This is a genomic window from Micromonospora sp. MP36, assembly GCF_008119785.1.
Classification (GTDB): Bacteria; Actinomycetota; Actinomycetes; order Mycobacteriales; family Micromonosporaceae; genus Micromonospora.
Window position 1 is genome coordinate 31,349 of the sequence record NZ_VSFA01000018.1, and the last position, 19,537, is coordinate 50,885.

General features: G+C 71.4%; 15 protein-coding genes and 1 pseudogene. 3 read left to right on the plus strand and 13 right to left on the minus strand.

Annotated features, from left to right (window positions below):
- Window positions 1-140 precede the first annotated feature (140 nt).
- The 4 genes and pseudogenes from FXF52_RS15970 to FXF52_RS15985 all read right to left on the minus strand — a co-directional run bounded on the left by FXF52_RS15970 (window position 141) and on the right by FXF52_RS15985 (window position 3,164).
- Window positions 141-1,292, minus strand: a complete 1,152-nt coding sequence (locus FXF52_RS15970; RefSeq protein WP_148797693.1) for an aminotransferase class I/II-fold pyridoxal phosphate-dependent enzyme — start codon at window positions 1,290-1,292, stop codon at window positions 141-143.
- Window positions 1,243-1,575 (minus strand): annotated as a pseudogene (locus FXF52_RS44060) (pyridoxal-dependent decarboxylase); the annotation flags it as partial. The pseudogene FXF52_RS44060 and the gene FXF52_RS15970, both read right to left, overlap by 50 nt.
- A gap of 236 nt (window positions 1,576-1,811) precedes the next feature.
- A complete protein-coding gene (locus tag FXF52_RS15980) occupies window positions 1,812-2,099 on the minus strand; it encodes a DUF2277 domain-containing protein (protein ID WP_148797695.1) in 288 nt (95 codons plus the stop codon).
- Window positions 2,100-2,174: 75 nt separating this feature from the next.
- Window positions 2,175-3,164, minus strand: a complete 990-nt coding sequence (locus FXF52_RS15985) for a YafY family protein (protein ID WP_148797696.1) — start codon at window positions 3,162-3,164, stop codon at window positions 2,175-2,177.
- A gap of 110 nt (window positions 3,165-3,274) precedes the next feature.
- Between FXF52_RS15985 and FXF52_RS15990 the strand changes: the two genes are divergently transcribed.
- A complete protein-coding gene (locus tag FXF52_RS15990; RefSeq protein ID WP_148797697.1) occupies window positions 3,275-3,712 on the plus strand; it encodes a VOC family protein in 438 nt (145 codons plus the stop codon).
- A 204-nt stretch (window positions 3,713-3,916) separates the two neighbouring features.
- Here the strand turns inward: FXF52_RS15990 and FXF52_RS15995 are convergent, their stop codons facing one another.
- Both FXF52_RS15995 and FXF52_RS16000 read right to left on the minus strand, forming a co-directional pair.
- Window positions 3,917-4,198 carry a DUF2277 domain-containing protein gene (locus FXF52_RS15995; RefSeq protein WP_148797698.1) on the minus strand — a complete coding sequence of 94 codons (282 nt, stop codon included), beginning with the start codon at window positions 4,196-4,198 and terminating at the stop codon, window positions 3,917-3,919.
- A gap of 147 nt (window positions 4,199-4,345) precedes the next feature.
- On the minus strand, window positions 4,346-4,966 hold the full coding sequence (locus tag FXF52_RS16000; RefSeq protein WP_255472014.1) for a maleylpyruvate isomerase family mycothiol-dependent enzyme: 621 nt from the start codon (window positions 4,964-4,966) through the stop codon (window positions 4,346-4,348).
- Between the two features lie 122 nt (window positions 4,967-5,088).
- Here FXF52_RS16000 and FXF52_RS16005 point away from each other — a divergent pair, with 122 nt between their 5' ends.
- Together FXF52_RS16005 and FXF52_RS16010 are read left to right on the plus strand one after the other, a co-directional pair.
- Window positions 5,089-6,147, plus strand: coding sequence for a sigma-70 family RNA polymerase sigma factor (locus FXF52_RS16005; RefSeq protein ID WP_148797700.1), 1,059 nt, complete (start codon window positions 5,089-5,091; stop codon window positions 6,145-6,147).
- Between the two features lie 31 nt (window positions 6,148-6,178).
- A complete protein-coding gene (locus tag FXF52_RS16010) occupies window positions 6,179-6,538 on the plus strand; it encodes a VOC family protein (RefSeq protein WP_148797701.1) in 360 nt (119 codons plus the stop codon).
- 79 nt (window positions 6,539-6,617) lie between these two features.
- Here FXF52_RS16010 and FXF52_RS16015 read toward each other — a convergent pair whose 3' ends face one another.
- The 7 genes from FXF52_RS16015 to FXF52_RS16045 all read right to left on the minus strand — a co-directional run bounded on the left by FXF52_RS16015 (window position 6,618) and on the right by FXF52_RS16045 (window position 19,443).
- Entirely contained in the window at window positions 6,618-12,629 is a 6,012-nt protein-coding gene (locus FXF52_RS16015; protein WP_148797702.1) for a ThuA domain-containing protein, read from the minus strand.
- A 99-nt stretch (window positions 12,630-12,728) separates the two neighbouring features.
- Complete coding sequence (locus FXF52_RS16020; RefSeq protein WP_148797703.1) at window positions 12,729-13,580, minus strand: sugar phosphate isomerase/epimerase; 852 nt, start codon at window positions 13,578-13,580, stop codon at window positions 12,729-12,731.
- Window positions 13,577-14,752 carry a substrate-binding domain-containing protein gene (locus FXF52_RS16025; protein ID WP_148797704.1) on the minus strand — a complete coding sequence of 392 codons (1,176 nt, stop codon included), beginning with the start codon at window positions 14,750-14,752 and terminating at the stop codon, window positions 13,577-13,579. The genes FXF52_RS16020 and FXF52_RS16025 overlap by 4 nt, the downstream gene beginning before the upstream one ends.
- 32 nt (window positions 14,753-14,784) lie before the next feature.
- On the minus strand, window positions 14,785-15,798 hold the full coding sequence (locus tag FXF52_RS16030; protein WP_148797705.1) for an ABC transporter permease: 1,014 nt from the start codon (window positions 15,796-15,798) through the stop codon (window positions 14,785-14,787).
- Window positions 15,795-16,820: an ABC transporter permease gene (locus FXF52_RS16035; protein WP_148797706.1), complete on the minus strand. Its 1,026-nt coding sequence runs from the start codon at window positions 16,818-16,820 to the stop codon at window positions 15,795-15,797. Before FXF52_RS16035 ends, FXF52_RS16030 begins: the two co-directional genes overlap by 4 nt.
- Window positions 16,817-18,319 (minus strand): sugar ABC transporter ATP-binding protein, encoded by a 1,503-nt coding sequence (locus FXF52_RS16040; protein ID WP_148797707.1) that lies wholly within the window; start codon window positions 18,317-18,319, stop codon window positions 16,817-16,819. The genes FXF52_RS16035 and FXF52_RS16040 overlap by 4 nt, the downstream gene beginning before the upstream one ends.
- Window positions 18,316-19,443, minus strand: a complete 1,128-nt coding sequence (locus FXF52_RS16045; protein WP_148797708.1) for a Gfo/Idh/MocA family protein — start codon at window positions 19,441-19,443, stop codon at window positions 18,316-18,318. The genes FXF52_RS16040 and FXF52_RS16045 overlap by 4 nt, the downstream gene beginning before the upstream one ends.
- Between the last annotated feature and the right edge of the window lie 94 nt (window positions 19,444-19,537).

Consider the following 19,537-nt stretch of genomic DNA (forward strand, 5'->3'; position numbering starts at 1 on the left):
ACCGCCACCGCCCTGGCAGTCGCCGCCCAGGAGACGCGCCGGGCATGGATTCGGATGCCACCGAACCACTCGCGCCTGACCGTGGCCCCGGCTGAGCCGACCCGCCGGGGCCAACCAGCGATCAGCCCCAGGTCCAGTCGTCAGGCTGCCTCCTCGATCGCCTCCTCGGCGGCGCGGCGTACGTCGTCGAGCAGGATCTGCATGTCGCGGCGGGTGGTGCGGTAGTTGAGCACGCACCCGCGCAGCGCGAAGCGACCGTTGATGGTGGCGTTGGACAGGTACGAGTTGCCGGCCTGCTGCAGGGCCAGCATGATCCGTTCGTTGAGGCGGTCGAGTTCCTCCTCGACGGCCTCCGACCGCGAGCCGCCACGGGCGGCCGGCGGCAGGTAGCGGAAGCAGAAGATGGACAGTTCGACCGGGGCGAGCAGCTCGAATTCGGGGCTGGCGTCGACCAGCTCGGCCACGTGACGGGCGCAGTCGAGGTTGCCCTCGATCGCGTCGGCGACAGCTCGCGAACCGGCGTGCGCCAACGCCATCCACACCTTGAGCGCCCGGAACCGCCGGGACAGGTCCGGGCCGTAGTCCCAGAAGGCGAAGGCCTCGGCCGGCTCGGTCTGCATGACCCGCGTGTAGTCCGCGTCCAGGCTGAACGCGGGCCGCGCCGCCTCAGGATCGCGGTAGATGAGGCAGCCGCAGTCCGCGGGCAGGTAGAGCCACTTGTGCGGGTCCAGGGCGATCGAGTCGGCCGCCGCCATCCCGTCGAAGAGGGGACGGGCAGACGGCGCGAGCCGCGCGAAGCCGCCATAGCACGCGTCGACGTGCATCCACAGCCCGTACCGCCGGGCGACCGCTGCGATCTCGGCCAGCGGGTCGACCGCGCCGGTGACGACCGTGCCAGCGTTCGCCACCACGCACAACGGTTCCGCCCCGGCGGCCCGGTCCTCCTCGATGGCGCGCACGAGGGCGTCGACGTCCATCCGGAAACCGGCGTCCACCGGGATCTCCCGGACGTTCGCCCGCCCGATCCCGAGCAGCGCGGCGGCCTTGTGGATCGAGTGGTGGGTCTCGGTGGAGGCGTAGACCCGCAGCGGTGCCGGGTGGGCGGCCGCACCGTGGGCGGCGACCGCGTCGCCGCAGTGGCGGTGCCGCGCGGCGGCGAGCGCGGTGAAGTTGGCCATCGATCCGCCGCTGGTGAACAGGCCCCCGGCGCCCGGGTCGCAGCCCAGGGCGCTTGATCCAGTCGATGGCCACGTGCTCCAGCTCGACCGGAGCCGGCGCCGACCGCCACGCAGGGAGGTTCGCGTTCAACGCCGACGCGAGGAAGTCCGCCACCGCAGCGACCGGGATGCCCGGCGCCGACACATACCCGAAGAAACGGGGATGCCCGTTGTGCCGGCTGCCCGGCACGATCACGTCACGGAAGATCGTGAGCAGGTCGGCGAAGTCACGACCCTCCACGGGCAGCGGCTCGGCGAGCAGCTCCCGCAACGCGGCAGCGGAGGTGCGCGGAGCGATGGGCAGATCCCGGATCGAGTCGTGGTAGCCGGCGACCCACTCGACGGCGCGCGCACCCATGTCCCGGATCTGCTCCGTCGACGGGTCCAGGGCGGGGTCGACGCCGCGCCCCTCAGGTGAGATCGAAGTCGTGGCCCGGAGAATAGTTCGGATCCTGCCCTGGCGTGCACCCGCCGACGCCACCGTCCGGCGCCCGGCCGCAGCGGGTCGCCGCGCAGCGGGCGGCGTTGGTGGCCGTGAGCGCGAGACCGGCCTGCGGAAGCTCGCCGCAGATCGGCGCCGGTCCAGCCGAGCCGTCAGCCCGAGGTCGCCGCGCGGACCCCGTACCGTTCGGCCGCGCGTGCCCTGGCCTTCGTGGCCTCCACCTCGCGGTCGCGCGGGGGCGCCTTCGTCACGAGGCTATCCAGCAGCGTCCGGGTGGCCGCCGTGACGGCGCGGACCGCCTCGCCGAACGCCTCCTTGTTGGCCGCCGACGGCCGGGTCGTGCCGCTGACCTTGCGCACGTACTGGATGGCGGCTGCCTCGATCTCATCATCGGCCGCAGGCGGCTCGAAGTTGTGTAGCACCCGAATGTTCCTGCACATGCCCCTACGATGCCAGACCGAACCGACAGCGGCAGACAGGCCGACGGGTCCACGTCGCCGAGCAGGTTTCCGACGTCAGCGACGGGCGTCAGGTCCAGTGCCGTGACCGGAGGTCCCGGCCATCGCCGCGAGACGGCGGGCGAGCAGGGCGATGGCCGCCCGCAGCTCCGGAGGCTCCAGCACCTCCGCCTCGAAGCCCAGCCGGGCCACCTGCGCGGCGAGCCAGTCCAGGGTCTCGCCGCCGACGACGAGCACGCACCAGCCGTCGTCATCGTCCTCGACGCGCCCCACCTGGGGCGGCACCAGCTCCGGCACCTGGTCGGATCGGGCGTGCACCCGCACCCGGGCGAGATACCGGTAGGGCGCCTCGGTCACCGACCGCTGCACGTAGGCGACCGGGTCGGGATGCTCCCTCGGCCGGAAGCGCCAGGTCGTCGCCACCACCTCGCGCATCCGGTCCAGCCGAAACGTGCGCCAGTCGTCGCGGTCGACGTCCCAGGCCATCAGGTACCAGCGGCGGCCGGTGGTGACCATCCGCACCGGCTCGACCATGCGTTCGCGTTGCCCGCCGTCGCGTCCGGCGTATCGGAACCGCACCCGCACGGCGTCGCGGCAGGCCCGCGCGAGCGTCACCAGCAGCTCCGCGTCGATCTGGACCCCGGGGCCGGTCAGCGTCTCGGTGGCGCCGTGCACCGCCCGCACCTCGGCGCGCAGCCGGGGCGGCATCACCTGGTCGAGCTTCGCGAGCGCCTGCAGTGCCGCCTCGCCCGCCCCGGCGACCGTGCCGCCCGACGCCAGCCGCAGGGACACCGCCGTCGCGATCGCCTCCTCGTCGTCGAGGAGCAGCGGGGGCAGCCGGCTGCCCGCACCGAGCTGGTAGCCGCCGCCGACACCCGCCGTCGCGTGCACGGGGTAGCCGATCGCGCGCAGCCGCTCCACGTCGCGGCGTACCGAGCGGTCGGTGACCCCCAGCTCGGCGGCGAGCTCGGCGGCCGTCCAGGACGCCCGCCGCTGCAGCAGCGCCAGCAACCGCAGCACCCGCTCGGTCGTCGCCTCGACAGTCACGCACTCATCGTCGCACGGATCGCGGAACGATCCTGTCCGCTATCCGTGGGAGGCTGGCACCATGACCGACCAGACCTGGAGCCTCCTGCTCCGCGAGGAGGCAAGCTGAGATGGCCCGCGACGTCCAGATCACCTTCGACTGCGCCGACCCGGCCGGGTTGGCCGCGTTCTGGGCCGAGGCCCTCGGCTACCAGCTGCAGGACCCGCCCGCGGGCTTCGAGTCATGGGAGCAGGCCCTGGAGGCGATGGGCGTGCCGCCCGAGCGCCGCAACGACGCCTCGGCGGTGGTCGACCCCGAGGGGTCCGGGCCGCGGCTGTTCTTCCAGCGGGTGCCGGAGGGCAAACAGGCCAAGAACCGCGTGCACCTCGACGTGCGAGCCGCCTCCGGGCTCACGGGCGAGGCGCGGATGGCGGCCCTGGAGGCGGAGGCCGAGCGGCTCGTCTCCCAGGGCGCCACCCGGCTCCAACGCTACGAGCCGGCACCCCCGCTCGGCGCCGGTCACATCGTGATGGCCGACCCGGAGGGCAACGAGTTCTGCCTCGACTGATCAGCCACGCGGCAGGGCCGGCGACCTCAGTGCGGTCCGGACCGGGACTCCCCGGTCCGGACACGTAAAGCGGTGATGCGCCGGCCCGGCTGGACCGTGTCGTCGACGCGTCCGTCCCGCTCGACGAGTGCGAGACAGACGCTGGCGGTCGGGCTCGCGATCGTGATGGCCGTGGTCGCGGGCGGCACCCGCCCGCCCGGGCCGTCAGCCCGCCGCGCGGATCCCGTACCGTTCGGCCGCGCGTGCCTTGGCCTTCGCGGCCTCCACCTCGCGGTCACGGGGAGGCGCCTTCGTCACGAGGCTGTCGAGCAGGGTACGGGTGGCGGCCGTGACCGCGCGGACCGCCTCGCCGAACGCCTCCTCGTTGGCCGCCGACGGTCGGGTCGCGCCGCTGACCTTGCGCACGTACTGGATGGCGGCTGCCTCGATCTCGTCGTCGGTCGCAGGCGGTTCGAAGTTGTGGAGCACGCGAATGTTCCGGCACATGCCTCTACGATGCCAGACCGAGCCGACACCGGCAGACAGCTCGACCGACGACGCACACCATGAGTAACCTCATCATCGCGAATCGTCACCGACGGTGAGCGCAAAGTGACGCCACGGTGGCGGGCGGGCGGCTGCCCACACCCCCGGTCAGCCGGAGAACCGTGTCGCGGGCTCGCCGTCGAGGTGCCCCGGCGGTAGGCGGCGACCGCAGATCACGAGCAGCAGGTCCTGGGCGAGCCCGCGCAGCGGCGTTCCCGATCCGTACTCCCAGTCGAGGTCGGTCGCCTGCAGGCTGACCCCGGTCAGGTCGACGCCGAAATACGCGACGTTCCGTGGCCGCATCCCGGCCAGCACCAGCCCCACCCGCTCCGGCGGGACCCTGCGGTCCAGCCCGAGACCCACGGTGATGTCCAGGCCGTGGATGACGTCGTGCGACAGCGCTCCGGCAACGCCGCCGCCCGGCGGCGTCCAGGGATGGTCGGTGTTCTCCCGCAGCGCCGCGAGCAGCCGCTCAGCCGGCATGGTCGCCGCGTCACGCCGGGCGGCGCGGTCGGCCATCCGGTCGAAGCTGCCGCGCGCCTTCACCAGGTCGATCAGGATCCGCCCGACGGAGGTCCGGAACGGCATCGTCATGTGCGCGACGACCTCCCGCACCCGCCAGCCATCACACAGGCTGGACGAATCCCATTGCGCGGCCGGCAGGGTGGCGAGCAGGTCCGCCAACTCCCGCCGTTCCGCGACCACCGCGGCTCGAAGCCGATCCTCCATCATCCGACTCCCATTCCGTTGCGCGGACCCGTCCGGAGCCCGCGCCAAGGGATACGACGCCGGCGCCCGGAACTCATCGGTGCTAGCTGCCACACGTCAGTCGGTATCCGTATGGTCGGAGCGTGGTGGACGCGACAACGGTGGACCGGCTGGAGCCGTTCCGGGTGGAACTGACCGGCTACTGCTATCGAATGCTCGGGTCCGGGTTCGAGGCCGAGGACGCGGTGCAGGAGACCCTGCTGCGGGCCTGGCGGTCGCTTGACCGGTACGACGAGCGACGCGGCTCGCTGCGGACCTGGCTCTACCGCATCGCGACCAACGTCTGCGTCGACATGCTGCGCGGCGCGCAGCGCCGCGCACTTGCGATGGATCTCAGCGGCCCGTCGCGGGCCGGGGCGGAGATCGGCGCCCCGATCACGGAACGGGCCTGGGTGCAGCCGGTCCCGGACGCTCTCGTGCTGCCGGCTGACGGCGGCCCGGAGGAGCAGGCCGTACGCCGTGAGACCATCCGGCTGGCCTTCGTCGCCGTGCTCCAGCATCTGCCGCCCCGCCAGCGGGCGGTGCTGATCCTGCGCGATGTGCTGTGCTGGCGGGCCGAGGAGGTCGCGGACCTGCTGAACAGCAGCGTGGCCGCGGTGACCAGCGCCCTGCAACGGGCCAGAACGACGCTGAAGGCCGCCGGGGTGACGCCGGGTGAGCCGCTGCGGCCGGACGACCGGGCCCAACGCGACCTGCTCGCCCGATACTGCGACGCGTTCGAGCGGCACGACGTGACCGCGCTGGTGGCGATGCTGCACGAGGAGGCCACGATATCGATGCCGCCGTTCCGGTGGTGGCTGCGCGGCCGGGAGGACATCCGGCAGGCCCTGCTGGTGCCGGGCTCGTGCGAAGGAGCCCGGCTGGTGCCGGTGGCGGCGAACGGCTCGCCGGCGTACTGGCAGACCCGGCCGGATCGGGACGGCGTGCACGTGCCGTTCGGGCTGGTCGTGCTCGACGTGTGGCAGGGGCTGGTCACCGGCAGCATCACGTACCTCGACCCCGGCCGGCTGGTCCAGCTGTTCGGCCCGCCGGCCGACCCCCGACGGCCGGTCGGAGCCACGCCGGTCGGCCCGCCGTCCGTCGGAAAGCCGGCGCCGGGCGCACCGATGAGTCCGGCGGCTCCGGCACGTATTCCCTGCTAGGTGAAATACCACGCCAACCGGAGGAGCAGCCGTGACAACGGTGCAGCCCATCATCAGCACGCCCGACCTGGCCCGCCTGCAGGCGTTCTACCAACGCGTGTTCCACGCCGTGCAGGTCCGACGGGTCCCCGCTGACGGTCCGCCGTTCTTCGTCGGCCTCAGGTTGGGCGACTCGGAGTTCGGCCTGGTCAGCCAGGCGGACACCGACCTGTCCACGCCGCCGCGGATCCTACTCAGCATCGACGTCGACGATGTGGACGCGCTGCTCGACAAGGTGGTGGCCGCCGGTGGGCGGGTGCTCGGCCCACCGAACGACATGCCGTGGGGGCAGCGCGTGGCGCACGTGCACGATCCTGACGGCAACCTGGTCAACCTGACTCGTGAGCTGTGAAAGACCAAGTGCCGGAGCACGCGGGGCGTGCTCCGGCACCGGTCGGGGAGCCGGCCGGCACCGGCTCGCCGTCATCTCCTCACAGGCGGGCCTTCAGGTAGGCGCCGGCCGCGAGCAGTTGCGTGCGGGCCGACTCGTCGGTGGCGGTCCTGGCCGCCGCCGCGTACCGGTCCAGGGCAGCCTTTGCCTGGTCGGGCCGGCCCGCCGCCGCCGTGCTCTTGGCCGCCTGGAGCTGGCCGAACAGGTGGTCGGCGAGATCCTCGCTGATCAGACCGTCCGCCTGGTACCGCCGCACCAGCGCCTGGGCGTTGTCGTAGGTGGCGACGATCTCGAACGAGACGCTCTCCTCCGTGGCGTTGCCGGCCAGGTCGGTCGCCACGACGGTCAGCTTGTGCTCACCGGCCGTGGGCTCGGCACCCGTACCGCTCTCGATCGCCACCCCGTCCAGGCGGAGGGCCACCGAGTCGACGCCCGACGCGGCGTCCCGTGCCGTGGCGGCGATCGGCAGTGACCTGCCGAGCTCGTACTTGCCGCCGTTCGCCACGCCGTCGACGGTCACGACCGGCCCCGTGGTGTCGACGGCCAGGGACACCGCTTTCAGCGGGGAGATGTTGCCGGCCTCGTCGATCGCCCGGAGCCGCAGCTCCCACCGGCCGTCCTCGGTCACCTGGATCGGCTCGCGGTATTCGATCCAGGCACCGTCGCCCTCGACGAACTCGATGCGGACCGGGCCGCCGCGGTCATCGCTCGCCGAAGCGGTGACCGTCACCGGCGAGGTGTACCAGCCGCGCTTGCCGTTCGGCTGCGCCGGGTCGACCGACACCGTCAGGTTCGGCGCCGTCGTGTCGAGGACCCGGAAGTAGTCGAACGCGACGGTGACCGGCTGCGCCTGCTCCGGCCCCAACGCCATCAGGCCGAACGAGGTCATCACGGCGTCGTTGGTGACCGGCTGGCCGAGCGAGGTCCAGTTGCCCCCGCCGTCGCTGATCTGGGCCGAGTAGGTGTTCCCGCTTCGGCTCAGCCGCAGGTGGTACCAGCCGCTCTCGGTCGAGTCGGCGATGTCGATCGACCGGTTGCCGCCGTTGCCGAACTGCGCGTTGCGTTCCGAGACCAGCTCGGCGCGCAGGTTGGTCGGCGTCCCGGCGTTGTTGTTGGCCACGACGTCGAACTTCACGTAGTTGTCGTCGTTGTTGTAGACCAGGAAGCCGGCCAGCTGCCACTTGTGCAGCATCGCCGGCGTCAGCCGGGTCTCGATCGTCCAGTCACCGGCGGCGACGTCCGCGGGGATCTTCTGCAGGATGAAGTTCCGCGGGGAGTCGTTGTTGGTGCCGTTGATGTCGCCCGGCTGGGTCTCGATGCGCAGCGCACCGCCGCTCACCGCGGCCTTGGCCGAGTCGTACCGCACCGTCGCGTTCCACCGGCAGCCGTCGACGGCGTTGCCGTCGAACTCGTCGCTGGGCGCGCGGACGCCGTCGTCCGTGCCGTCCGGTGTGATGGTGAAGTGGTCGAACACGGCGTTGACCCGCGCCGTCCCGGTGTCCCCGGCGGCCATGGGGCCGACGGTCGCGTTCGGGATGATGTTCGCGGATCCGGCGAGCGCCGTCCAGGTCTGGCCGTCGGCGGAGTACGCCGCGGTCAGCTTCTGACCGTCGCTGACCAGCCGCAGGTGGGCGGTGGACGGGAAGTCCGCCGGCAGATTCACGTTGGCGTGCCAGGTCCGCGTACCGCCGGCCTCGGTCTGGAACTCCATGATCCGACCACCCGACGAGGCGCGGGTGAACGCCAGCTTCACGTAGTCGTTGTCGGTGCCGTGCATGAGCAGTCCGGCGTGCTGCCACTCGCGGTCGTGCGGGATGGTCACCTTCGTGGTGATCGTCCACGGGCCGACCTTGGCGCGCTGACCGGCGTAGCTGATCGGCCCGGTGGTGCCCTCGTTGATGTCCCCGTTGGTGACGGGCAGCACCAGGCCGCCGCCGGTGACCCGCACCGGCAGGTTCGGCGCGTTGCGCACCGTCGTCCACCGGTTGGTGTTCAGCGTGTCACCGTCGAAGGTGTCCGAGCCGCGGATCGCGCAGCCCGGCGCGGTCTCCGGCGGTGCCGGGTGGATGGCCTTGTCGACCAGCGTGAAGCCGGTGAACTTCACCTCGCTGGTGGCCGAGGCGTTGTGCGCGGTGACCGCGAGGCCGATGTCCTGCGGGCCGGCCGCCCCGGGCAGCGTCACCGGGTCGCCGACCAGGGTGAACGACTTGCCGTCCTTGCTCCAGTAGCCGTAGTACTTCCCGCCGTCGCGCACGATCCGCACCCACGACGGGTAGCTCGTGTTGCTGGCGCCGGTGCTGGCGTCGAGCTGGCCGTTGCCGTCGGTGTCGCGCAGCCACTCGAACCCGAGGCCCGCCCGCATCGTCATCGCCGCGTACCCGGGCGACCTGCCGGGCTGGGTGATGTCGTTGCGGACGATCAGACCGGCCTTGGCGGAGTTGTTGGTGTTCGTCTGGCTGTCGATCTTGACGGTGGCGGTCCAGGTGTCGCCGGCCGCCGCCGGAAGGTACACCGAGCCGTACTGGTCGGTGCCCTGCCACATGTTCTCGCCGCCGGCGTTGATGATCCAGGTGTCCCGGTCCGGCCGGTCGAACGCGGCGGTGGCGTTGCTGTAGGTCTGCCAGGCGCCGTAGAGGTCACCGACCTCGACCTGCACGACGCGGGACTTCGCGTGGTAGCCCTTGTCGTTGGTCGCCACCGCGGTCAGCTGGTAGCGCTTCTCGGTGGACGCGTTCCACTTCATGGCGTACGGCGCCGTGGTGTCGACGCCGATCGACGTGCCGTCGACGAAGAACTCGACCTTGGTGATCGTGTTCTCCGCGTCGCTCGCGGCGGCGGTCACCTGGATCTCGCCCGGTTCCAGCTTGTCGGCCGGTGTCGGGGAGGTCACCGCGACCTTCGGCTTGCTGGTCGGCGAGACGCCCTTGCCGTCGGCCTCGATGAAGTTCAGGCGCCGCTCACCCGCACCCGGGAACACCGCGTACAGGGTGAACGTCTCGCCGGGATCGGACACCTCGATCGGGATGTCCACGTAGCCGCCGCCGCTGGTCGCCGGCACCTGCGCGGTGCCGAGCAGTTCACCGTCCGGCTTGCCGCGCCGCAGCTCGATCTTGCCCGCGGTGGCGGCCGACGCGCGCAGGATCAACCGGTCGACGTTGTGCAGGTTGACCGGGTCGTACGACGCCCAGGCGCCGTTCTGGCCGGCGATGGAGTTCCCGTGGCCCTCGACGTCCCGCGACGAGCCGACCGTCACGTTCGACGAGTTGTCGAAGAACTCCGCCTCCCGCTGCTTCGGGAACATCAGGGTGGTGTCCGAGCCGGTCAGGCTCGGGATGCCGTCCGCGCCGCCGGAGTCGGCGTAGCGGCCGTCGATCGCGTAGAAGACGTTCATGTCCTCGCCGTGCCCGCCGCCGAGGGCGGTGACCACCTTGCCGGTGCGCCCGTGCAACGGGTCGGCCGGGTGCGCGTGCTCGTCGTGGCCCATCGCCGGCTGGATCACCACGTCGGCGTCGTCGATCTGGGTGTCCTCGGGGTCGCTGACCGACAGGTCCCAGCTCACCTCGTCGCCGAAGTCGAAGAACGCCCCGTTGGGCGGCTGGTTGAACTTCACCTTCGGCCGGGTGTTGCCGACCGTGATCGGCACCGTCGCCGTCCCGGTCTTGCCGGCCGGGTCGGTCACCGTGAGCCGGGCGTTGTAGACGCCGTTCGTGGTGTAGGTGAAGGTCGGCTTCGACTCGGTGGAGTCGGCGGAGCCGTCACCGGTGAAGTCCCACTCGTAGCGCAGTTGCTCGTTCTCCGGGTCGGTGCTGCCCGACCCGTCGAAGCGGACCTGCAGCGGTGCCTGGCCGGAGTCCGGCGACGCGCTGATCTTCGCGGTCGGCGAACGGGAGCCGGAGATGTAGTCGACCCGGTACAGCCCCGAGTTCGGGTTGTCGCGGCCGAAGCCGCCACCCCAGTCCAGCACGTACATCGAGCCGTCGGGACCGAACTTGGAGTCGATCGGCGCGAGGAACTGCTGCTGCGGCAGGAACGGATTGACCTTCTCGACCCCGCCCTGCCCGTTCGGGATGATCGAGTACATCTTGTTCCGCGACCACTCGTAGAAGAACGGCTTGCCGTCGTAGGACGCGGGGAACTTGGTGTCCGACTGCAGGTTCGGGTCGTACTGGTAGAAGGGTCCGCCCATCGGCGCCAGACCGCCACCCTGCGGGATGACCGACGGCACCGAGGAACGCTTGTAGCCGTACCACATCTTGGCCGGCTTGGCGGCCGGCAGCTCGGTCAGGCCGGTGTTGCGCACCGAGTCGTTGATCGGGTGGGCGCAGTCGAAGGGCGCGCCGACCGTCACCGGATTCGTCCGGTAGTCCACGTCCCGGAACGGCTCGTTGTTGCCCATGCACAGCGGCCAGCCGTAGAAGCCGGGCTCGGTGATGAGGTTCCACTCGGCGATGCCGGCGGGTCCGCGGTCCGGGTTGTCGTTGCTGTTGTCCGGCGAGTAGTCCGCCAGCCCGATGGCCCCGGTCTTCGGGTCGATCGAGAACCGGAACGGGTTGCGGAAGCCCATCGCGTAGATTTCCGGCCGGGTCTTCGCCGTGCCCGGCGGGAACATGTTGCCCGCGGGGATGGAGTAGGTGCCGTCGGCCTCGGGGCGGATCCGCAGCAGCTTGCCGCGCAGGTCGTTGGTGTTGGCCGAGGTGGCCCGCGCGTCGTGGAACGTGCCGTCCCGTTCGGACAGTGGCGCGTATCCGCCGGACGGCTCGGAGTGCGGGTTCACGTCGTCCCCGACGCTCAGGTAGAGGTTTCCGTCCGGACCGAACGCGAGGCCGCCGCCGGTGTGGCCCGGCTCGTCGGGCAGCCGCCGCGCCGGCACGTCGAGCAGGACCTTCTCGGTGGCGCGGTCGATCTGGGAGCCCGGGCCGACGGTGAGTCGGGACAGTCGGTTGACGAAGTTCGCCGGGTCGCTGTCGTTCGTGCTCGCCGGTGAGTAGTAGACGTAGAGGTGGCCGTTCTCGGCGAACTTCGGGTCGAGCGCGATGCCGAGCAGGCCGTCCTCACCGCCGGAGTAGACCGGGATCGTGATCGCGGTGGAGGTGGTCCTGGTCCTAGGGTCGTAGACCCGGATCTGGCCGCGTACCAGCTCGGTGAAGAAGACCCGGCCGTCCGGTGCGACGTCCATGGCGAACGGGGCGCTGGTGTTCTGGTCGAGTGGGACCCGTTCGAACTGGTCCCACACCGTGCCGCCGCAGTCGCCCTCGACCATGCCGGCCGCCCACTTCACCCCGCCGACGATGTGCTGGACCAGCCCCGGCTCGCCGGTGTAGTGCGCCCCGAAGTGGCCCATACCGGTCATCCAGGCCCGGCCGCCGTCGTACGGCTTGCACCACGAGATCGGGTGGTCGTAGCCCATCGCGTTGTTGCCCGGGTTGTACGTCGTCTCGTCCATCGTGGCGAGCACGTGCGCGTCGCCGCGGACGTTGAGCGCGTAGTTGTACCACTCGTCGGCACGCTCCCACCGCTGCGGCAGGTGACTCGTCGACGGGTGGGAGTGGTCCTCGACGCGCACGGTGCCCGGCAGGCCGGGGCTGGTGCCGGTGGCGGCGTGGCCGGGCATCAGCGTGCCGATCATGTTGTCCCACCACGCGTAGTTCCCGCGCATGTCGGTCGCGTTGTGGATGGCGACGATGCCGTGGCCGGCCTTCATGTAGCGCTCCATCGCCGCCTTCTGGTCGGCGGTCCACGGGTCGCCGGAGGCCTGGAACATCACCAGGGCGTCGAAGTGCGCGAGGTCCTCGTCGTTGAAGATCGACGAGTCCTCGGTGTGCTGCGAGGTGATCCCGGCGTCGGCGAAGGCGGCCTGCAGCACGGGAACGCCCTGCTCGATCGCCTCGGTGTGCCGGAACTGCGTGGTCTTGGTGAAGATCAGCACGTGGGCTTGGCCGTGCTCACCCGGGTGTGCGGCCGCCGGCGACGGGCTGATCATGGACAGCGCGAGCGCGCCGACGATGGGTATCGCGAACAACCGTCCCCACCGGGGACGCCAGGTCACGTTCATGAGATGCGGAACCTCTCTGGGACGCGAGGAACTACTGGGGTGGTCATGACCGTGCGGCGTGCCGGCGCCGTCGGACTGGCGTGGAGTTGGCGGTCCGTTCTAGGGCATCACCGCCCGCAGGAACTTCAGGCCGTCCACGGCGATGGCGTCCTGAGTCGCGGCGAGCGGGCGCCAGATGGAGGCGGCGGTCGCGATCGTCGCGTTCTCCGCGGTGAACGACTCGATGCACAGCGGGCCGGCGTAGCCCGCCTCGTCGATCGCGGCGAGGATCGCGGGCCAGTCCAGGTGGTCGGCGCCGGGCGTGCCGCGGTCGTTGCCGCAGACCTGGACGTGCGCGATCCGGCCGGCGGCCGAGCGGATCGCCGCGGGGATGTCCGTCTCCTCGATGTTCTGGTGGTAGAGGTCGAGCGCGACCCCGCAGTGGGGCAGGTCACCGATCGCGTCGAGGGTCTGGCCGATGGTGTTGAGCAGGCTCGTCTCGTAGCGGTTGAGCGGTTCGACGGCCACCGTGACGCCGGCCGCACCCGCATACTCCACGACGGGGGCGAGGTTGTCCCGCAGCTGCGTGTAGGCCACGGCCCGCTCGGCCGGTGACAGCCGCCAGGTCCGGCCGACCGAGGCGTACGCGGGCCCGGCGATCACCGGCGACCCGACCGTCGCGGCGGCGTCCACCACACCGCACAGGTATTCCTGTGTGGACCGGATGGTGGCGGAGTCCGCCGCGACCAGCTCACGTCCGGGTGGCATCACGAGGCAGACGGTGGCGCCGAGGCCGTGGTCGGCGAGAACTTGGGCGGCCCGTTTCGGCTCCCAGTCGCCCGGGTTCTCCACCGGGAGCTCCAGCACGTCGAAGCCCCACCCCGCGACCTTGGCCGCGAGGGCGGCCAAGGTCGCGTCGGTCAGCGGCGAGGTCCACACCCAGGTGTTGACCCCGAGCGGCGCTCTGCTCACTTCCACGGCACCGGGTAGCCCGGCATGCCCTCACAGCCGCACATTGCGTAGTGCAGGGGCGGCATGTCCTGCTTGACGTAGTCCTTGACCTTGTCGTCGGTGATCCGCGGCTGCGGCAGCACCCACTCCTTCGGCACCTGCTCGCCCTTGAGGATCTTCAGCGCGGCGATGATCGGCGTACGCCACTGGTAGGTGGGGTAGGTCGGCGCGACCGCGGTCAGGTTCTCGTCGACCCACAGCCGCAGGAAGTCCTGCTGGTCCTCGCCGACGATGGCGGGCACGTCGACCCCGGCGTCCTGGAACGCCTCGGCCGCGGCGACGGCGGTCGCGCCGGCGTCCATCCACACACCGTCGATGCGGCCCTCGCGCTGGATGTAGTCGGCCACGATGCTCTTGGTCTTCGCCGCGTCGCCGTCGGTGAACTCCACACCGACCACCTTGAGCTCGCTGCCGGTGAAGATCTCGTTGGCGGCCGCCCAGCGCTGCTCGAGCACGTCCACGCCGGGCAGGATGCGCAGGGCGAGAACCTTGCCGCCCGGCTTGACCTTCTCCTTCAGGAACTCCGCGCCGTCCGCGCCGAAGGCGAAGCCGCCGATGGGGTGGATGAAGGTGACCGGGCAGCTGGTGTTGACGCCCCGGTCGAACACGATCACGGGCACGCCGGTCTGGCACGCCTGCTCGACCGCCGGCGTCAACGTGGCCGTGGTGTTCGGCGAGATGATGATCGCGGAACAGTTCTTGCCGGACAGCGACTGGATGTCGCTGATCTGCTTGTCGTCCTTGGCCTCCGCGTCCAGCACGGTGAACGTGGTGATCTCCGGGTGCAGCTTCACCTCCTGCTGCATGGTCTTGAAGCCCACCTGCCGCCACGGGTTGTTCACCGCGGCGTTGGAGAAGCAGAGGGTGTACTTCCCGCCGGGCTTGGCGAACTTCGCGGTGTCGACCATTTCCGGCTCGAGCATCTGCTCCCACGGCTTGCCGTCCGGCCCTTGCGGCGTGGCGCTGCGGAACTTCAGCTGGCGGTCATACTCCGTCTGGTCGAAGAACTTGGACTTGGTCGCGTCCGAACTGGGTGATCCACCGGCGCTGGCCTGGTCGTCGGGCAGGTCGCTCGAGCACCCGGCGAGCGCCAGCACGCCCGCCGCGACCACCAGGGCCCATCTCTTGGTCATTATCGTTGATCTCCTTACTAACCTTGGGGACTTCAGGAGGCGGCGGGTTGCGCAGGTCGCGCGCTGTCCCGCTGCTGCGGCCACCACCGCAACCGCTGCCGTACGCCGTTGCCGAGGGAGGCGTAGGCGACGGCGGCGATGATGATCACGCCCTGCACGGCCGATTCGAGGGCGCCGCTCACGCCGAGCAGGTTCAGCAGCGTGAACAGGGCCTCCAGCGACAGCGCGCCGGCGGCGGCCGCGACGACCGAGCCGCGACCACCGCCGAGGAGCACGCCGCCCAGCACGACGGCGGTGATCGCCCGGAACTCCAGGCCGTCGCCGACCTGTGCGGAGACGCCGGCGAACCCGCCGAGCAGGATCGCGGCGACCGCGGCGAGCAGTCCGGACAGGACGAACGCGAGCAACCGGAGCCGGTCGACCTGGCCGCCGGACAACCGCACGGCGGCCTCGTTGTCGCCGACGGCGACCAGCGCCCGGCCGGTGCCGCCGCGCATGAACAGCGCCGCGGCCAGCAGGATCCCCAGCAGGATGAGCACCGACCACGGGACCTCGCCGAGCGCCGGGACATCCACGGCCCCGCGCCCGAACGTCCGGAACCCGGCGGACAGCGCGCCGCGTGGGGCGCCACCGGTCCACAGGAAGATCGCGCCGTCGAGCACGAGCAGCATGCCGAGCGTGACGATGAACGACGGCACCAGAAGCTTCGTGGTGATCAGCCCGTTGACCAGGCCGACCAGCAGGCCGAAGGCGAGCACGAGCAGGATCACCCGTGCCGTCGCGGACTCACTGCCGTTGATCAGCCGGGCCGCGATGACCACCCCGGCGGTCACCAGCGCGCCAACCGACAGGTCGAAGCCGCCGGAGACGATGACGAAGTACTGCCCGATCGCGAGGATCATCAGCGGCGCGGCCCGCTTGAGCAGCGCCAGGTAGCCGGACGGCTCGTCGTAGGCCGGGCCGGCGACCGCGAGGCCGATGAGCAGCAGGAGCAGGACGACGAGCACCGGCGCGGTGCCCTCGGCCAGGCGGGGACGCCAGGTCATGCCAACCTCCCAGGGGCGCGGTTCGCGATCATGCGCCGGGCATAGAGCGCGACCGCGGTCACGAGTACGACACCGCGCACCACGTCCTTGAAGAACGGGTCGACCTCGAGGTCATCGAAGATCGTGTCCAGCGTGGCGAGGATGAGGACGCCGCCGATGGTGCCCACGACGCCGCCCCGGCCACCGGCGAGCAGCGTCCCGCCGAGCACGACGGCGGCGATCGATTCCAGGTCGTACCCCGCGTCGGTGCCGACGTACGGGGCGCCCGACCCGAGCCGGCTGGCGAGGTAGATCCCGGTCAGGCCGGCGGCGACCGAGCACAGCACGTGCGCGGTAACGATGACCCGGCGGGTGGGCACCCCGGACAGCCGGGCCACCTCGATGTCACCGCCGACGGCGTACATGTGGTAGCCGGGGCGGGTCCGCGACAGGTACCACCAGGCCAGTGCGGCGGCGGCCAGCATGAGCAGCGCGGCGACCGGCACCGGCCCGATCCGGTCGTAGCCGAGGTGCTGGAAGCCGCGCGGCACGTCGCCGGCCGGGCCGGTGTAGTTGTCCTCGAGGTAGCCGCGCAGGATCAGCGCCACGCCGAGCGTCGCGATGAACGCGTTGGCCTTGAGGACGGTGATGACCAGCCCGTTGACCAGGCCGACCCCGGCGGCCACGGCAAGCGCGAGCAGCACGCCGGGCACGACCATGCCGTCCCGCCCGGCCATCGTCTCCGCCGCGATCAGCGACGTGAGGCCGACCAGGTAGGCGACGGACAGGTCGAGGGACCCGGTGAGGATCACCATCGTCTGTCCGATCGCTACCAGGCCGAGCGCGGTGGCCCGGGTGAGAATGTTGAGAATGCCGCCCTGGTCGAGCAGGACCTCGCCGCGCAGCCCGACGAGCACGCTGCCGACGACGAGCAGGGCGACGAGCGCGAGGTAGACGATGACGGTGGGCGTGAGCCGCCGGCGGACGACCAACCGGGTGGCCTTCTGCCCGACCGGGATCGCTTTCTCCTGCAGAGTGCTCACGCCGCCTCACCGATCCCGTGCCCGGTGGCCAGCGCCATCACAGCCCCCTCACTCGCGCTGGCGGGCAGCTCACCGGCCAGCGCACCGTCGTGCATGACGAGGATCCGGTCGCTCATCCCGATCAGCTCGGGGAGCTCCGAGGAGATCATCAGGACCGCCACACCGCGCCTCGCGAGGTCGCGCAGCAGCTCGTGCACGGCCCGCTTCGCGCCGACGTCGATGCCGCGCGTCGGCTCGTCGACCACCAGCACCCTGGGCTCGACCGCCAGCCACTTGGCGAGCACGACCTTCTGCTGGTTGCCGCCGGACAGGAAGCGCACCTCCTGGTGCTCGCCGCGGGCCACCACGGTGACCAGGTCGAGCAGCGCCGGCACGTCCGACCGCGCGCGGGAACGCCCGCCGCGTAGCGCGGCGCGGCGCACCAGCAACGTGTTGTCGCGCACGGACTGGCGGAGCGCCAACCCGTCCCCCTTGCGGTCCTCGGTGACCAGCGCGATCCCGAGACGCACGGCGGTGCGGGGCCGGGTCACCCGCCGCGCCACGCCGTCCACCTCCAACACGCCGCGGGTGAACGGCTCGACGCCGAACACCGCGCGCGCGACGGCCGAGCGCCCGGACCCTTGCAGCCCGGCCAGCCCGACGATCTCCCCGGCGCGCACCTCGAGGTTCAGCTCGCGGAGGCGCTGGTTGCCGGCGCCCCTCAAGGAGAGCCGGACCGGCCCGAGGTCGTCGGGGGCGGCCCGGTCCGGGTAGTACTCGCCCAGGTCGCGGCCCACCATGTGCCGGACCAGGTCCTCCGAGGTCAGCTCGCCGGTCGGGGCGCAGGTGACGAACTGGCCGTCCTTGAGCACGGTGATCCGGTCGGACAGGTCGAACACCTCGCGCATCCGGTGCGAGACGTAGAGGATCGCGATGCCTCGTTCCCGCAGCCGGCGCACCAGGTCGTAGAGCAGCTCGACCTCGTGATCGGCGAGCGCGGCGGTCGGCTCGTCCATGCCCAGCACCCGAGCGTCGGTCGACAGCGCCTTGACGATCTCTACGACCTGCCGCTGCGCGACCGACAGGGACGACACGGTGTCGGTCGGATCGATCCCGTCCTCGCCGAGCCAGTCCAGCAGCTCGCGGGTGTCGGCCACCATGCGCCGCCGGTCGACCTGCATCCGCCGCACGGGTTCCCGGCCGAGGTAGACGTTCTCGGCGACGGTGCGATGCGGCAGCAGGGTGAACTCCTGGTGGATGATCGCGATGCCGGCCCGCTGCGCGTCGGTGGGGCTGGCGAAGGACATCTCGGCGCCGTCGACCTCGATGGTTCCGCCGTCTGGCCGGTGCACCCCGGCCAGCACCTTGAGCAGCGTGGACTTGCCCGCGCCGTTCTCGCCCATCACGGCGTGCACCTCGCCGCCCCGCAGTTCCAGGTCCACCCCGCGCAGCACCGGCACACCGAGGAACGATTTGCTGATCCCGGTCAGCCGCACGCTCGTCGTGGTGCGAGGCGTCATGCCGGCACCTCGGTCCACGCGCCGTCCGCGGCTGCGGAGGCCAGCACCGCGTCGGTGATCCGTACGGCGCGTAGGCCGTCCGCGAACGTGGGCAGGCCGTCCGGGATGCCCTCGCCGCGCACCGCCCGGTAGGTGTCGGCGACGAACGCATCGAAGCAGTCCTGGTAGCCCTGCGCGTGCCCGGCGGGCAGCCGTACGTAGCGCGCGGCGGAAGGGTGCAGCCGGCCCGGGTCACGCAACAGGGTCTGGCCGCCCTCACGCCGGCCGACCCACAGCCGCTCCGGGTCCTCCTGGTCGAAGCCGAAGCTCGCCTCGGTGCCGGAAAGCTCCAGGTGCAGCCGGTTCTTACGGCCGGCAGCGACCTGCGACACCACCAGCGTGCCGACCATGCCGGCGGCGGTGGTGAAGTGCACGGCGGCGAGGTCCTCGGTGGGCTGCCCGGTCCTGCCGGCCCGCTCGTGCACCACAGCGGTGCGCGCGGACAGCCGGGCGATCCGGTCGCGGGTGACGAACTCGAAAAGGTCGCACCAGTGCGAGCCGATGTCGGCGAACGCTCGCGACGGCCCGCCGAGCGCGGCGTCGACCCGCCAGTCGTCGTCGGACGGGCGGGACAGCCAGTCCTGGAGGTAGCCGCCGGTCACGCTGCCGATGACGCCCGCCTCGCCCGCGGCCAGCCGGGCCCGCATCTCGCGCACCATGGGGTGGAAGCGGTAGACGAACGGCACCGTGGCCACCCGATCGCCGGCCGCCGCCATCAGCGCCACCGCCTCATCGCTGCCCGTGGCGAGCGGCTTTTCGCAGATGACGTGCACGCCGGCGGCGAGCGCGGCGGCGGCAACGGCGGCGTGCGACGCGTTAGGTGTGCACACGTGAAGCACGTCGATATTGGCGGCGTCGAGCAGGGCCGCCAGGTCCGGGTAGCCCTCGTCCGCGCCGACGGCGCGAGCCGCGGCGGCGGCGCGCTCGGGGCGCGACGCCACGGCGGCCACGACGCTGCCCCCCGCGCGCCGGGCGGCCTCCGCGTGCACCTGCCCCATGAACCCCGCGCCGACGACCGCCACGCGCGGCGCCTGGCGCTCGGATTCGAGGCCACCAGACGCCCTTATGACATCGGTCACAGACATGTGACGACGGTAGCGTCCACTTATGACGATAGTCAATCAAAAGATGCGCCTCAATCATCCATAGTGGCATGATCAACATCTCAAGGCTTCCTGT